13 protein-coding genes are annotated in these 15,770 nt (G+C 72.9%); 11 read left to right on the forward strand and 2 right to left on the reverse strand.

Translation table 11 applies throughout. The annotated features are described in order from the left end of the window. Positions 1-299 precede the first annotated feature (299 nt). Positions 300-3,200, forward strand: coding sequence for an FAD-binding and (Fe-S)-binding domain-containing protein (locus AC5L3C_RS20970; RefSeq protein ID WP_493650297.1), 2,901 nt, complete (start codon positions 300-302; stop codon positions 3,198-3,200). A gap of 234 nt (positions 3,201-3,434) precedes the next feature. Next, positions 3,435-4,718, forward strand: coding sequence for a M23 family metallopeptidase (locus tag AC5L3C_RS20975; protein WP_493650299.1), 1,284 nt, complete (start codon positions 3,435-3,437; stop codon positions 4,716-4,718). Here AC5L3C_RS20975 and AC5L3C_RS20980 read toward each other — a convergent pair. Continuing rightward, complete coding sequence (locus AC5L3C_RS20980; protein ID WP_493650300.1) at positions 4,699-4,998, reverse strand: hypothetical protein; 300 nt, start codon at positions 4,996-4,998, stop codon at positions 4,699-4,701. The genes AC5L3C_RS20975 and AC5L3C_RS20980 overlap by 20 nt on opposite strands. 670 nt (positions 4,999-5,668) lie before the next feature. On the opposite strand from AC5L3C_RS20980, the gene AC5L3C_RS20985 reads away from it, so the two are divergent. After that, on the forward strand, positions 5,669-5,845 hold the full coding sequence (locus AC5L3C_RS20985; RefSeq protein WP_493650301.1) for a hypothetical protein: 177 nt from the start codon (positions 5,669-5,671) through the stop codon (positions 5,843-5,845). Between the two features lie 216 nt (positions 5,846-6,061). Here AC5L3C_RS20985 and AC5L3C_RS20990 read toward each other — a convergent pair whose 3' ends face one another. Further along, positions 6,062-6,514, reverse strand: a complete 453-nt coding sequence (locus AC5L3C_RS20990) for an NUDIX hydrolase (protein WP_493650303.1) — start codon at positions 6,512-6,514, stop codon at positions 6,062-6,064. A 224-nt stretch (positions 6,515-6,738) separates the two neighbouring features. Here AC5L3C_RS20990 and AC5L3C_RS20995 point away from each other — a divergent pair, with 224 nt between their 5' ends. From AC5L3C_RS20995 to AC5L3C_RS21030, 8 genes are all read left to right on the forward strand, one after another. Next, positions 6,739-7,692 carry an EamA family transporter gene (locus AC5L3C_RS20995; protein WP_493650304.1) on the forward strand — a complete coding sequence of 318 codons (954 nt, stop codon included), beginning with the start codon at positions 6,739-6,741 and terminating at the stop codon, positions 7,690-7,692. Between the two features lie 111 nt (positions 7,693-7,803). After that, complete coding sequence (locus AC5L3C_RS21000) at positions 7,804-8,166, forward strand: DUF6247 family protein (protein ID WP_493650305.1); 363 nt, start codon at positions 7,804-7,806, stop codon at positions 8,164-8,166. After that, entirely contained in the window at positions 8,163-8,423 is a 261-nt protein-coding gene (locus AC5L3C_RS21005; RefSeq protein WP_493650306.1) for a hypothetical protein, read from the forward strand. Before AC5L3C_RS21000 ends, AC5L3C_RS21005 begins: the two co-directional genes overlap by 4 nt. A gap of 172 nt (positions 8,424-8,595) precedes the next feature. After that, the gene (locus AC5L3C_RS21010) at positions 8,596-9,390 is read left to right on the forward strand and encodes a TIGR03084 family metal-binding protein (RefSeq protein ID WP_493650307.1); all 795 of its coding nucleotides are present in this window, start codon (positions 8,596-8,598) and stop codon (positions 9,388-9,390) included. Next, positions 9,387-11,069, forward strand: a complete 1,683-nt coding sequence (locus tag AC5L3C_RS21015; protein ID WP_493650308.1) for an acyclic terpene utilization AtuA family protein — start codon at positions 9,387-9,389, stop codon at positions 11,067-11,069. Before AC5L3C_RS21010 ends, AC5L3C_RS21015 begins: the two co-directional genes overlap by 4 nt. Continuing rightward, on the forward strand, positions 11,066-12,664 hold the full coding sequence (locus AC5L3C_RS21020) for an acyl-CoA carboxylase subunit beta (protein WP_493650309.1): 1,599 nt from the start codon (positions 11,066-11,068) through the stop codon (positions 12,662-12,664). Before AC5L3C_RS21015 ends, AC5L3C_RS21020 begins: the two co-directional genes overlap by 4 nt. A gap of 5 nt (positions 12,665-12,669) precedes the next feature. Further along, entirely contained in the window at positions 12,670-14,511 is a 1,842-nt protein-coding gene (locus AC5L3C_RS21025) for an acetyl/propionyl/methylcrotonyl-CoA carboxylase subunit alpha (RefSeq protein ID WP_493650310.1), read from the forward strand. Positions 14,512-14,593: 82 nt separating this feature from the next. Further along, entirely contained in the window at positions 14,594-15,739 is a 1,146-nt protein-coding gene (locus AC5L3C_RS21030; RefSeq protein ID WP_493650311.1) for an acyl-CoA dehydrogenase family protein, read from the forward strand. Positions 15,740-15,770: the final 31 nt, after the last annotated feature.

A 15,770-nucleotide genomic window follows, 5' to 3' on the forward strand; every position in this document is an offset into this window, starting at 1 on the left:
TCAGGGTCCTCGGTCGGGTCCTCGGTCGGTCCGCGGGCGTGCGCCGGGTGGCTGCGCGGGCCTCGGGGCGGGGTCGACGGGACGCCGGACCTGTTGTGGGGGTCGCCTTGTGGGGTCGCCTTTCGAACGAGGTCCGACATCAGTGCGCAACTCGCCGTCACTATATGCAAGTTAGTGTTCCTCTTGGGAAGATTCGACTTCCGTTTTCAGTAAATCCGGTGTCTCCCGGGTGATCGGCGCACCGCGGGACCTGTGCGTCGCCCCATGTCGTCCCGGCCGCGCGGGGGCATCCTGAGGGCATGACGGATCACCGGGAACTGTCGGCCGGACTGCGGGCCGCCGTACGCGGCGAGGTCGACTTCGGCACGACCGCGCGTGCGCTGACCACGATGGACGCCTCGAACTACCGCCGGGTACCGCTCGGCGTGGTGGCCCCCCGGGACGCCGACGACGTGGCGGCGGTGCTGGCGGTGTGCCGCTCGCACGGCGTGCCCGTGGTGCCGCGCGGCGGCGGAACGTCGATCGCGGGACAGGCCACCGGCACGGGCGTGGTGCTCGACTTCACACGCCACATGAACCGTCTGCTGTCCCTCGATCCCCAGGCACGCACGGCCGTGGTCCAGCCGGGCCTGGTCCTCGACCGGCTCCAGGAGGCCGCCGCCCCGCACGGCCTGCGCTTCGGCCCCGACCCCTCCACCCACAGCCGCTGCACCCTCGGCGGCATGATCGGCAACAACTCCTGCGGCTCCCACTCGGTGGCCTGGGGCACGACCGCCGACAACGTGCGCGAACTGTCGGTCCTCACCCCGCGCGGGGAGCGGCTGCGTCCGGCACGGGCGTGGGCGGGCGCCCCGGCGGGCCTGCGCGAGCTCGTCGACGGCGAACTGGCCCGCCTGCGCACGGGCTTCCCGGACCTCCCGCGCCGGATCTCCGGCTATGCGGTGGACGCGCTGCTGCCCGAGAAGGGCGCCGACGTCGCCCGCTCCCTCTGCGGCTCGGAGGGCACCCTGGGGGTGCTCACGGAAGCGGTCGTGGACCTCGTTCCCGCGCCCCGCGCGCGTGCGCTCGCCGTGCTGGCGTACGCGGACGAGAGCGGGGCGGCGGAGGCGGCCGCGGGGCTGCTGGAGCACGGCCCGCTCACCGTGGAGGGCATGGCGGCGGACCTGGTGCCCGCCGCGTCCGCCGCGGACCTCCCGCGCGGCGGGGCCTGGCTGTTCGTGGAGACCGGCGGCGACACCGGCGAGGAGGCACGCGCGCGTGCCGGGACGATCGTCCGCGCGGCGGACGTCGTGGACTCCCTGATCGTCACCGACCCCGCCCGACAGCGCGCCCTGTGGCGGATCCGCGAGGACGCGAGCGGTAAGGCGACGAGGATGCCTGGGGGCACCTCCCGGACGAAGTCTGGGGGAGGGTCGGAGGCCTGGCCCGGCTGGGAGGACTGCGCGGTGCCGCCGGCCCGGCTCGGCGCGTATCTGCGCGACTTCCGGGCGCTGCTGGCCGAGCACGGGCTGCGCGGCACCCCGTACGGGCACTTCGGGGACGGCTGCATCCACGTACGCATCGACTTCGACCTGCTGACCGGACCCGGCATCGCCCGCTTCCGGCGCTTCTCGGAGGAGCTGGCCGGCCTGGTCGTCTCCCACGGCGGCTCCCTCTCCGGGGAGCACGGCGACGGACAGGCCCGCGCCGAGCTGCTGCCCCGCATGTACGGCCCGGAGACGGTCGCCCTCTTCGAACGTGTCAAGTTTGTCTGGGACCCCGACGACCTGCTCAACCCGGGCATGCTGGTCCGCCCCGCCCCCCTGGACGCGGACCTCCGCTTCTCCGTCCTCCCGCGCGAACCGGTGGACGTCGCCTTCGGCTACCCCGCCGACGGCGGCGACTTCTCGGCGGCCGTACGCCGCTGCGTGGGCGTCGCCAAGTGCCGTACGACCTCCGTGTCGGGGTCCGCGGTGATGTGCCCGTCGTTCCGCGCGACGGGCGAGGAGCAGCACTCCACGCGCGGACGCGCCCGCCTGCTGCACGAGATGCTCGCGGGCGAGCTGGTGACCGACGGCTGGCGCTCGACGGAGGTACGGGACGCCCTGGACCTGTGCCTGGCCTGCAAGGGCTGCCGCTCGGACTGCCCGGTCGAGGTCGACATGGCCACGTACAAGGCGGAGTTCCTGCACCACCACTACGCGGGCCGCCGCCGTCCGCCCGCCCACTACGCGATGGGGTGGCTGCCCGTCTGGCTGCGCCTGGTCGCGCGGACGAGGACGGCGGGCGTGCTGAACACGCTGGCCTCCGTCGCCCCGCTCGCCCGCGCGGCGAAACGGCTGGGCGGGATCGCACGGGAGCGGGAGATCCCCCGGGTGGCGGGGGAGACGTTCACGCGCTGGTGGCACGGCCGGCCCGATGCCCCGCGCGGGGAGGGCACGACGGTGCTGCTGTGGCCCGACACGTTCACGGAGCACCTGTCGCCGTCCGTGGGCCGCGCGGCGGTCCGCGTACTCGAGGCCGCGGGCCTGCGGGTGGTCCTGCCCCCGACCCTGCGCCCGGCCCGCCGCCCGGTGGGCGACGCCCGCTCCCGCTCGGCCCTCTCCCTGCTGACGGCCCGCAGGGCCCGCGTCTGCTGCGGCCTGACCTACATCTCCACCGGCCAGCTGGACCGCGCCCGCGCGGTGCTGCGCCGCACCCTGGACCTGCTGGAACCGGTCCTGGACACGGACATGCCCGTGGTCGTCCTGGAACCGAGCTGTGCGGCGGCCCTGCGCACGGACGCCCCGGAACTCCTCCACGACGACCCCCGCGCGGCACGGCTGGCCGCCCGCGTCCTCACCTTCGCCGAAACCCTGGAACGGCACGCCCCGCACTGGACCCCGCCGGCCCTGAACCGGCCGGTCACCGGCCAGACCCACTGCCACCAGCACGCGGTCCTGGGCGAGGCCCCCGACCGCCGGCTGCGCGAGGCGGCGGGCCTCACCGGCGAACTGACCGGCGGCTGCTGCGGCCTGGCCGGCGACTTCGGCTTCGAGTCCGGCCACTACGAGGTCTCCACGGCGTGCGCGGAGGAGGCCCTCCTTCCCTCGGTGCGCGAGGCACCCGAGGACGCGATCGTCCTGGCCGACGGCTTCTCCTGCCGCACCCAGCTCCACCAACTGGGTGGCGTGCGGGCCCGCCACCTGGCGGAGGTGCTGGCGCAGGCGCTGGAGGACTGAGCGGGCGCGGCGCTGTCGCTCCGGGCACCGGCGGTGCCCGAACGGGCAACGGGCCCTGGCCCCCCGTCCGCTGTGCCGTGCGGCAGGCCCGGTTACCGTCTGGCTTGGAGCCGGTATCTCCCTCCGCCGTCACGCCCCGCCGTGACGCCGTCGAGGATCCGCGCCGGCAGATGACCAGGGAACGGGGAAGAGACGGCGTACCCCTGCGATGCGGGGACCGGCCGGGAACACACCATGGACAACGAGCCCACCGGCGACGGCGCGGCGCAGCCCGAGGACCGGCCCGAGGAGCGGACGCCCGAAGCGCGGACGCCCGACACTCAGGCGCCTGACCCGGAGGCGTCCGCCGCGGAGGCGCCCGACAGCCAGGCGCCCGACAGTCAGGCGTCCGACAGTCAGGCGTCCGACAGTCAGGCGTCCGACAGCCAGGCGTCCGGCAGCCAGGCGTCCGGCAGCCAGGCGTCCGGCAAGGGAAAGGACGGCCGCCGTCGCCGTCGCGGCACCGGCGTCTTCACGGTGGTCGTGCTGCCGGCGGCGGTGACGCTCGCCGGGGTCTTCGCCTTCGTCTCCATGGCCGGCATCTTCGACACCGCCGCGCCGCAGGGGCAGTCGGAGACGGCCGTCAGCAACGTGGACGGCTCCTACGTCCCCTGGCTGCGCAAGGCGACCGAGGACTGCAAGGGCATCGGCCCCGCCCTCCTCGCCGCGCACATCGACCAGTTGTCGGGGTGGAGCGACGACGGCGCGAGCCTCTCCCGGCAGGGCCTGGCCCGTTTCACGGAGGCCGACTGGAAGAAGTGGGGCGGTGACGACGACGGCAACGGCACGTCCTCGCCGCAGGACGCGGCCGACGCCATCATGGCGCTGGGGCGGCGGGACTGCGCCCTGGCCGAGGACGTGACCGCGCTGCGCACCAAGGGCAGGATCAGCGGATCCGTCGCCGACCTCACCCTCGCCGCCTACGCGGTCGGAACGGACGAGGTCACCAAGGCGGGCAAGGTCCCGAAGGCGGCCCGCTCCTTCGTCGCCGACGTCAAGGACCGGCTGCCGCAGTACGAGTCCCTGGTCCGGCGCAACCCCGAGAAGCAGGACGGCCGGGTCAGCACCGCACTGCTGCAACCGCCCGTCACCACGCTCACCGTCACCTCGCCGTTCGGCACCCGCGAGCACCCCCTGACCGGCGTCACCAAGCTGCACACGGGCGTCGACTTCAACGCCCCGCAGGGCGCCCAGGTCTCCGCGACCCGCGAGGGCCGGGTGACGTTCGCCGGCCGGACCTCCGCCTACGGCATCCGGGTCGTCATCGACCACGGCGCGATCGACGGCAAGCGGCTGGAGACCACGTACAGCCACCTGTCCGCCCTCCAGGTGACCACCGGTCAGTCCGTGGTGGCCGGCCAGGCCGTCGGCCTCGTCGGCTCCACCGGCCTGTCCACCGGCCCCCACCTCCACTTCGAAGTCCTCCTCGACGGCGAATACACCAACCCGATCCCCTGGCTCACCCAGCCCCAGAACTGAAGCCCTCCGGCAACCTGCGTCCCCGGCTCTCCGCGACGCGCAGTGCGTCGGCGAGGGCATGGGTGAGGCACTCGGCGAGGTGCCTAAGCTCACCGCGCGGCGTACCGGGCAGCAGCTCCCGCGCATGGGCGAGCAGTTCCCGGCCCATCCCAAGCTGTACGGCCTCGGTGGCATCGGCCAGGCGGGAGACGGGCCCGTCGTGCTCGTCGGTGATCAGGTAACAGGCCTTCCCACCGGTACCGCCCCAGGGCAGCAGACGCGGCTCGCACGACTCCGTCATACCGCCCGCCCTTCGTGAAACCAGGAAGCGGCCGCATACGGACGCACGGCCACGGTCGCGGAACCGTCGAGCAGGGGGTGGAGCCCATAGGGGCTGCGGTGCGAGGGGAGGGGGATGCCTGCTGGCACGGGGATGCCTGCTGGCACCGGACGGGACGAGGGCGGGGCGGCGGCCACCGTGCGGGGACCGGTACGCCGGTGGGCTCCGCGCGGGCTGAGCATCAGGCTCACCCACTCGACCAGACGGCCGCGCGACAGTCGTGCGGACCTGTCCAACATCACCCAAGACTGGACCGGTGGACCGGTCCAGCGGTAGGTCCGCCGGGCGCCGGGGTCGTCCCATGGGCCGGGCAGGATGCGCGCATGGTCGATCGAGCCCCGGCACCTGTTCCCACCGCACTGGTGAGTGAGGAGCGGGCGTTTGCGCTCGCCGGCGACCAGCGAGGCCGGAACGCTGATCATCGTGGACGCGGGAGACGCTCCCCACCGCAGCGGCGCGTGGAACGCCGAGGAGGTCCGTCTGCTCGGCCCGGTTCCCGCGCCGGTCGGGGAACGACTGAACGGCATTTGCAGTCAAGCCCATTGAAAGCTGCCGCACATGAGCCAAGCGTCATGTGCACCAGGCAGATCACAGGTCGGCCCTTGGCCGGTCCCATCCCACAGGGGGCACGGTGGCGATCTCGGCGATCATCCTTCTCTTCATCATGGCGGTCACGCTCCTCGCGTTCGTGGTGGCGCGGCGCCTGCTGACGACCGGCGCGGCACTGGCGGTGACCGGCGCAGTGCTGGGCGCACAGATCGTGGGCGTCCTGATCGTGGCGGAACTCACGCTGGCCAACATGGGCTGAGCCGCTGACAGGAGCGGCGAGAGCGCCGATGTTCCAGGCCGCAGGCTGGGCACCCGGTCGACCACCTGGCCCCCGGCATTCGGGGCCCGCCCGGCGCCCTTGGGCACCACGCCGGCGTAGAACCCGAGGCCACTCAGAACGTTCGTCGCCGAGCGGCCGGGAGTCGAGGCGGACGGGGTCGCGTCGTAGAGGCCGGGCGTGTGGCTCGGAGGGCGCTCAGGGAACCGTCTTCCCGCGTACCAGCGGGTGGCACACCGGCTGGATCTCTTCCGGGAGGTCGTCGGGGGTGCACCAGCGGGCCTCGAGGATCTCGAAGGGGTCGAGGCGCAGTTCGCCGCCGAGCAGGCGGGCCTCGTAGGCCACCTCCATGCGGGTGCGCAGGCCGCTGTTCAGCATGACCAGCCGGCCCGTCTCGACGTCGAGGCCGGTCTCCTCCTTGACCTCGCGCACCACCGTCGCGCGGAAGTCCTCGCCCTTGCGGGCGAAGCCGCTCGGCAGGCCCCACTGGCGGCCCGGCGGCCACATCCGGTGCCGCAGCAGCAGCACCCTGCCTTCGTCGTCGCGCACGACGCCGGTCACGCCGACCACGAACTTGGCGTGCAGCAGCCACATGATGCGGCTCTGTAGCGGGCGCAGAAGTCGCCAGAGACGGACGAGAAGACGTCGCACAGGGCCTCGGATGTCGGGAACGGACGGGGGTGCCACCAGAAGAGACCGTACCTGGTGGGGGTCCACGTCGTGGACGGAGTTGACCGAGGTGGCGCGCGGGCCTCATCGTCAGGCATATAAACGCTTTACGGTGCTGACTTAGTTCAATACGCTGGACCGGACAGTCCAGCAAGTCGCACACTCGGTACAGCCCTGTCTCCGCTCCGACGTCCCTGGAAGGCACCGTGACCACCCCCAGCGCCGCCACCCCGTCCACCTCTTCCGGAACGGGTCACGCTCCCGCGTCCCCCTCGGGCGGCGTCCTGCGAAGGCGGGGCTCGCTGGGACCCGTCGGGCTGGTCCTGGCCGGCGGGGTCTCCGTGCAGTTCGGCGGGGCGCTGGCGGTGACGCTGATGCCGCGGGCGGGCGCGCTCGGGGTCGTGTCGCTGCGGCTGCTGGTGGCCGCGCTCGTGCTGATGGTGCTGTGCCGGCCCCGGCTGCGCGGGCACTCGCGCGCCGACTGGAGCACGGTGATCGTCTTCGGTGTCGCCATGGCCGCGATGAACGGCCTCTTCTACCAGTCCGTCGCCCGCATCCCGCTCGGCCCCGCGGTCACGCTGGAGGTCCTCGGCCCGCTCGCCCTGTCCGTCCTGGCCTCACGGCGGGCGATCAACATCGTGTGGGCCGCGCTGGCCCTGACCGGCGTGTTCCTCCTCGGCGGCGGAGGCTTCAGCGGCCTCGACCCGCTGGGCGTCGCCTTCGCGCAGGGCGCCGGCGCCATGTGGGCGGCGTACATCATCTTCAGTGCGCGCACCGGGCGGCGCTTCCCGCAGGCGGACGGGCTCGCCCTCGCGATGGGGGTGGCGGCGATCCTCTTCCTGCCGCTGGGCATCGCCGAGTCCGGCACGAAACTCCTGAACCCGACGGTCCTCGCCCTGGGCGCGGCGGTCGCGGTGCTGTCCTCCGTGCTGCCCTATACCCTCGAACTGCTCGCCCTGCGCCACCTGCCCGCCTCCACGTTCGCGGTCCTGATGAGCCTCGAACCGGCCCTCGCCGCCACCGCCGGCTTCCTGGTCCTCGACCAGGCCCTGACCGCCACGGAGGCCGCCGCCATCGCCCTGGTCATCGCGGCGAGCATGGGCGCGGTACGGACACAGGTGGGGCGGGGGAAGGTCAGGAGGGCGAAGGCTCTCTCCTGACGGTCGCGGGGCGCGGCGAGGCGTGTCGGGACTAGAGTCGCTCTCGTCTCTCGAAACAAGCGGCCCCGTCACGGGACCGGCCCGTCCCAGAGGCACGAAGGGAACAGCGCCATGAGCGTGCAGCACGGTGAGAACGTCGACGACCGTCCGCTCATCCCTCGCCCGGAGCGAACACCGGGTGCCCTGCGGGCTGCCTGTACGGTCGTGGCCCCCGGCCTCCTGGCGGCGTACGACCGGGCGAAGGACCAGGCGCTCGCGGAGGCGGTGGAGCACGGCTCGCTGGGGCCGGTGCACGCCTACCTCAGCCACTGGGCCGCTCTGATCGAGATCGAACGTCACCCGGCCACCGCCGGTGAGTACCACCGTGCGGAGTACCTCGCCCAGATCGCCGCCACGCCGGATGAGGCCCGCCGGCACCTCAGAACGGCGAGTTCCCTCTACCGCGCGGCCGCCAAGGCGGTGCACGCGGAGTGACCTGGCGTTGGGAGTACGAGCCGGATCAGGAGACGGTGGCGGGCGGCGCCCCGGCCGGCTTTCTCGCAGAGGTGGAGAAGATGGCCGACGAACTGGTCAGAGCGGCCGAAGCGCTCCACCTGCACGGTCCCGGATTCCAGGGCGCCGATGAAGGGGCCAAGCACGCGTTCGTCGCCGGGGGCTTCTTCGTCTACATGGTCACCCCACGCTCGGAGCTCGTCACCATCTGGCAAGTGACACCGGACCCCCTTTTCTGACGGCTCGGCCTTTTCTGACGGCTCGGCCGGAGCGCGGCGAACAGGCCCCTCCCGCCCCGTGCAAAGCGCGAACGAATCCATGCAAGCACGCTTGCTTGTTTTGTCCGCCGCTGCCATGCTCCACGCAACCGCGCCGCACACCGCCGTGCACGTGTTCCGAGGGGAGCGCCTCGTGTCCGATCCGACGCCTGTGATCGACGATCTGCGTGAGGAGAGCGAGGAGCTCGACCGGCTCGTGGCCGGGCTCGGGGACGAGGGGTGGGGGCGGGACACGCCCGCCGCCGGATGGACCGTCGCCCACCAGATCGCCCACCTCGCGTGGACCGACCACTGCGCCCTGCTCGCCGTCACCGACGCGGACGCGTTCAAGGCGCTGGTCGAGCGGGCGCTCACCGCGCCCCGCACCTTCGTCGACGAGGGCGCCGAGGAGTACGCCAGGGCCGCCCCCGCCGAACTGCTCGCCCGGTGGCGCGAGGGCCGGGCGGCGCTGGAGAAGGCGCTGCGGGAGGCCCCGGCCGGGGCGCGCTTCCCCTGGTACGGGCCGCCCATGTCCGCCGCCTCCATGGCCACCGCCCGTCTCATGGAGACCTGGGCCCATGGACTGGACGTGGCGGACGCGATCGGTGTGATGCGGCCACCCAGCGACCGGCTCCGGCATGTGGCGTGGCTCGGGGCACGCACCCGGGACTTCGCCTACGGCGTGCACGGGCTCACCCCGCCCGCCGAGCCGTTCCGGGTCGAGCTCGCCGCGCCCGGAGGCGGGACCTGGGCGTACGGGCCCGAGGACGCGGCCCAGCGGGTCACCGGGCCCGCGCTCGACTTCTGCCTGCTCGTCACCCAGCGCGCCCACCGCGCGGACCTCGCCCTCACCGCCTTCGGCCCCGACGCCGACCGCTGGCTGGACATCGCCCAGGCCTTCGCAGGACCGGCCGGAGGCGGTCGGCAGCCGAAGGGAAGCACCCGGTGACCCTGCGCATCGGCAACTTCTCCGGCTTCTACGGCGACCGCCTCGACGCCCTCCGCGAGATGCTCACCGGCGGCGAGGTCGACGTCCTCACCGGCGACTACCTCGCCGAACTGACCATGCTCATCCTCGCCCGGGACCGCCTCAAGGACCCCTCCGCCGGGTACGCCCGCACCTTCCTGCGGCAACTGGAGGAGTGCCTCGGCCTCGCCCACGAGCGGGGCGTCAGGATCGTCACCAACGCCGGCGGACTCAACCCGGCCGGCCTCGCCGACGCCGTACGGGCCCTCGCCGGCCGGCTCGGCATCCCCGTGCGGGTCGCCCACGTCGAGGGCGACGACCTCACCGCGCGGTACCCCGGCAGCCTCGCCGCCCACGCCTACCTCGGCGGTTCCGGCATCGCGGAGTGCCTCCGCGCGGGCGCCGACGTGGTCGTCACCGGCCGCGTCACCGACGCCGCCCTCGTCACCGGGCCGGCCGCCGCCCACTTCGGCTGGGCGGCGACGGACCACGACCGGCTCGCGGGAGCCGTGGTCGCCGGGCATGTGCTGGAGTGCGGGACACAGGCCACCGGCGGGAACTACGCCTTCTTCACCGAGCACCCGCCCGGCGCCCTCCGCCGGCCCGGCTTCCCCCTCGCCGAGATCCACGCCGACGGCACCTGCGTCCTCACCAAGCACCCCGGCACCGGCGGCTTCGTCGACGTCGGCACCGTCACCGCCCAGCTGCTCTACGAGACCGGCGGCGCCCGGTACGCCGGGCCGGACGTCACCGTCCGCCTCGACACCGTACGGCTGCGGCAGGACGGGCCCGACCGGGTGCGCGTCGAAGGGGTGCGGGGCGAGGCACCGCCGCCCACGCTCAAGGTCGGCCTCAACCGGCTCGGCGGCTTCCGCAACGAGGTCGTGTTCGTGCTCACCGGGCTCGACATCGAGGCCAAGGCCGCCCTCGTCAAGGAGCAGATGGGCGACGCGCTCGCCAAGTCCCCGCCCGCCGAGGCGCGCTGGGAACTCGCCCGCACCGACCGGCCCGACGCCGACACCGAGGAGACCGCCAGCGCCCTGCTGCGGCTCGTCGTACGCGATCCCTCGCAGGAGGCCGTCGGACGGGTACTGAGCGGGGCCGCCATCGAACTGGCCCTGGCCGGCTACCCCGGATTCCATGTGATGGCGCCACCGGGAAAGGGCTCCCCCTATGGGGTCTTCGAGGATGTGTACGTCCCCCATGGCGACGTAGACCATGTGGCCGTTCTCCACGACGGACGCCGCGTCCCCGTGGCGCCGCCCCCCGACACCGCCGTACTCGAGGACGTACCGGAACCCGCGCTCCCCGCACCGCTGCCACCGGGTCCCGTCACGCGAGCCCCCCTCGGGCTCCTCGCCGGCGCCCGCAGCGGCGACAAGGGCGGAAACGCCAACGTCGGCGTCTGGGCCCGCACCGACGAGGCCTGGCGGTGGCTCGCGCACGAACTCACCACAGCCCGGTTCCGGGAACTGATCCCCGAGGCCGCCGCCCTGCCCGTCACCCGCCACGTACTGCCCCGCCTGCGCGCCCTGAACTTCGTCGTCGAGGACATCCTCGGCGAGGGCGTCGCCGCGCAGGCCCGCTTCGACCCCCAGGCCAAGGCGCTCGGCGAATGGCTGCGCTCCCGGCACCTCGACATCCCGGAGGCCCTGCTGTGACGGTCCTCGAATCCGCCCTGAACACCGCCGACCCGGAGTACCGCGCCCACCGCGACGCCATGCTCGCCAAGCTCGCCGAACTCGACGCCGAACACGCCAAGGCCCTCGCCGGCGGCGGCGAGAAGTACGTCCGGCGCCACCGCGAGCGCGGCAAACTCCTCGCCCGCGAACGCATCGAACTCCTCCTCGACCCCGACACCCCCTTCCTGGAACTGTCCCCGCTGGCCGGCTGGGGCAGCGACTACACCGTCGGCGCCTCCCTCGTCACCGGCATCGGCGTCGTCGAGGGCGTGGAGTGCCTGATCACCGCCAACGACCCCACCGTGCGCGGCGGCGCCAGCAACCCCTGGAGCCTGAAGAAGGCCCTGCGCGCCAACGACATCGCGCTCGCCAACCGGCTGCCCGTGATCAGCCTCGTCGAGTCCGGCGGCGCCGACCTGCCCTCCCAGAAGGAGATCTTCATCCCCGGCGGCGCCATCTTCCGGGACCTCACCCGGCTCTCGGCGGCCGGCATCCCCACCGTCGCCGTCGTCTTCGGCAACTCCACCGCGGGCGGCGCCTACATCCCTGGCATGTCCGACCACGTGATCATGGTCAAGGAGCGGGCGAAGGTGTTCCTCGGCGGCCCGCCGCTGGTGAAGATGGCCACGGGGGAGGAGAGCGACGACGAGTCCCTGGGCGGTGCCGAGATGCACGCGCGCGTGTCGGGCCTCGCCGACTACTTCGCCGTCGACGAACCCGACGCCCTGCGCCAGGCCCGCCGCGTCGTCGCCCGCCTCAACCACCGCAAGGCGTACGACGATCCGGGACCGGCCGCCCCGCCCAAGTACGACGAGGACGAACTGCTCGGCATCGTCCCCGGCGACCTCAAGATCCCCTTCGACCCGCGCGAGGTCATCGCGCGGATCGTCGACTCCTCCGACTTCGACGAGTTCAAACCCCTCTACGGCACCAGCCTCACCACCGGCTGGGCCGCCCTGCACAGCCACCCCGTCGGCATCCTCGCCAACGCCCAAGGGGTCCTCTTCAGCGAGGAGTCCCAGAAGGCCGCCCAGTTCATCCAGCTCGCCAACCAGCGCGACATCCCGCTGATCTTCCTGCACAACACCACCGGCTACATGGTCGGCAAGGAGTACGAGCAGGGCGGCATCATCAAGCACGGCGCCATGATGATCAACGCGGTCGGCAACAGCCGGGTGCCGCATCTGTCGGTGCTGATGGGCGCCTCCTACGGCGCCGGCCACTACGGCATGTGCGGCCGCGCCTACGACCCCCGCTTCCTCTTCGCCTGGCCCAGCGCCAAGTCCGCCGTCATGGGCCCGCAGCAGCTCGCCGGCGTGCTGTCCATCGTCGCCCGCCAGTCCGCCGCCGCGAAGGGACAGCCGTACGACGACGACGCGGACGCCGCCCTGCGCGCCATGGTGGAGCAGCAGATCGAGTCCGAGTCGCTGCCGATGTTCCTCTCCGGACGCCTCTACGACGACGGCGTCATCGACCCGCGCGACACCCGAACCGTCCTCGGCCTGTGCCTGTCCGCGATCCACACCGCCCCCTACGAGGGCGCGCGCGGCGGCTTCGGCGTCTTCCGGATGTGAGGCCCATGATCACGACCCTTCTTGTGGCGAACCGCGGCGAGATCGCCTGCCGCGTGATGCGCACCTGCCGCGCGACGGGCATCCGGACCGTCGCCGTCCACTCCGACGCCGACGCCGGCGCCCTCCACACCCGCGAGGCCGACGCCGCCGTACGCCTGCCGGGGACGACGCCCGCCGACACCTACCTGCGCGGCGACCTCGTCGTGAAGGCCGCCCTCAGCGCCGGAGCCGACGCCGTGCACCCCGGCTACGGCTTCCTCTCCGAGAACGCCGACTTCGCGCGGGCCGTGCGGGACGCCGGCCTGATCTGGATCGGGCCGCCCCCCGAGGCGATCGAGGCGATGGCGTCCAAGACGCGCGCCAAACAGCTCATGGGCATCGAGCCCCTGCGCGACGTCACCGAGGCCGACCTGCCCGTCCTGGTCAAGGCGACGGCGGGCGGCGGCGGACGCGGCATGCGCGTCGTACGGCGCCTCGCCGACCTGGACGGCGAACTGGCCGCCGCCCGCGCGGAGGCCGCGAGCGCCTTCGGCGACGGCGAGGTGTTCGTCGAACCGTACGTGGAAGGCGCCCGCCACGTGGAGGTGCAGGTCCTCGCCGACACCCACGACACGCTGTGGGCGTTCGGCACCCGCGACTGCACCCTCCAGCGCCGCCACCAGAAGGTGATCGAGGAGGCCCCGGCACCCCACCTCGACCGGGGGATCACCGACGAGCTGTACGCCCTCGCCATCCGCGCCGCCCGCGCCGTCGGCTACGTCGGCGCGGGAACCGTCGAGTTCCTCGTCACGAACGACCGGGTCCACTTCCTGGAGATGAACACCCGCCTCCAGGTGGAACACCCCGTGACGGAGGCCGTGTCCGGCGTCGACCTGGTCGCCGAGCAGATCCGCGTCGCCGAGGGCCACGCGCTGGGCGACGGGCCGCCCGCCCTACGGGGACACGCCGTCGAGGCCCGCCTCTACGCCGAGGACCCCGCCCAGGACTGGGCACCGCAGACCGGCCGGCTGCACCGCCTCTCCGTCCCCGACTCCGTACGCCTGGACACCGGCTACGCCGACGGCGACGACATCGGCGTCCACTACGACCCCCTGCTCGCCAAGGTCGTCGCCCACGCACCCACCCGCGCGGAAGCCATCCGCAAGCTCGCCTCCGCCCTCGAGCGCGCGGTGATCCACGGCCCCCGCACCAACCGGGACCTCCTCGTGCGCTCCCTGCGGCACGAGGAGTTCACCGAAGGGCGCATGGACACCGGGTTCTACGACCGGCACCTGCCCGCACTGACCGCCCCCGCCCCCGACCCGCACGCCCCGCTCGCCGCCGCCCTCGCCGACGCCCACGGCCGCTCCCGCTTCGGCGGCTGGCGCAACCTGCCCTCCCAGCCGCAGATCAAGCGGTACCTCATGGACGGACAGGAGCACGAGGTCCGCTACCGGCACACCCGCGAGGGCCTGACCGCCGACGGCGTCCAGGTCGTGCACGCCGACGCCGGCCTGGTGATCCTCGACGTGGACGGCGTACGGCGCCGCTACGAGGTCAGCCGGTACGGCGACCGGGTGTACGTGGGCACCACCGCCCTCACCGCCCTGCCCCGCTTCCCCGACCCCACCGCCCAGCACGCCCCCGGCTCCCTCCTGGCCCCCATGCCGGGCACGGTCGTCCGCGTCGCGGAGGGCCTCACCGAGGGCAGCCAGGTGGAGGCCGGACAGCCCCTCCTCTGGCTGGAGGCAATGAAGATGCAACACAAGATCACCGCCCCGGCCACGGGAGTCCTGGCCACTCTGAAAGCCACCACGGGCCAACAGGTGGAGCCCGGCATGTTGCTCGCAGTGGTGCAACCCGCCTAAGGGGCGCGGGGAACTGCGCGAGTAACCACAGCGAATCCGCACCCTCCGAACCACGCGAAGCCCCTCCCCCTCAGGAGCCCTCATGGCGATGACCGAATCAGAAGAGCACAAGGCCCTCCGCGCGGCCGTCGCCGCGTTCGCGAACAACCACCCCCGCGCCACCCACACCACCGACCACCGCACCTTCTGGCAGGACGCAGCCAAGCTCGGCTACATCGGCGTCAACCTGCCGGAGGCATACGGCGGTGGCGGCGGCGGCATCACCGAACTCTCCCTCGTCCTCGAAGAGATGGGCGCCGCGGGCAACCCCCTGCTGATGATGATCGTCTCCCCGGCGATCTGCGGCACCGTCATCTCCCGCTTCGGCACCGACGCCCAGAAACGCCAGTGGCTGCCCGCCCTCGCCGACGGCAGCCGCATGATGGCCTTCGGCATCACCGAACCCGACGCCGGCTCCAACTCCCACCGCATCACCACCACCGCGCGGCGCGACACCGGCACCGGCGACTGGATCCTCACCGGCCGCAAGGTGTTCGTCTCCGGCGTCGACATCGCCGACGCCACCCTCATCGTGGGCCGCACCGCCGACGCCCGCACCGGCAGGCTCAAGCCCTGCCTGTTCATCGTCCCGCGCGACGCCGAAGGTTTCCAGCGCCGTCCCATCGACATGGAACTCAACGCCGTCGAAAAGCAGTTCGAGCTCGTCCTCGACGACGTACGGCTGCCCGCCGACGCACTCGTAGGGGACGAGGACGCGGGACTGCTCCAGCTCTTCGCCGGCCTCAACCCCGAGCGCATCATGACGGCCGCCTTCGCGATCGGCATGGGCCGCCACGCACTGACCCGCGCCCTCGCCTACGCGCGCGAACGCACCGTCTGGAACGCACCCATCGGCGCCCACCAGGCCATCGCCCACCCCCTCGCCCAGGCGCACATCGAACTCGAACTCGCCCGCCTGATGATGCAGAAGGCCGCCCACCTCTACGACGCCGGTGACGACGTCGGCGCGGGCGAGGCCGCCAACATGGCCAAGTACGCGGCCGCCGAAGCCTGTGTGAAGGCCGTCGACCAGGCCGTGCACACCCTCGGCGGCAACGGCCTCACCCGCGAGTACGGGCTCGGCGCGCTGATAACCGCCGCACGCGTGTCTCGTATTGCCCCGGTGAGCCGGGAGATGATTCTCAACTACGTTTCCCACCAGACCCTGGGCCTGCCCAAGTCGTACTAGGCACCGGTCCCTCGGCCGTCTTGGAGGAACC

The organism is Streptomyces speibonae (assembly GCF_984686075.1).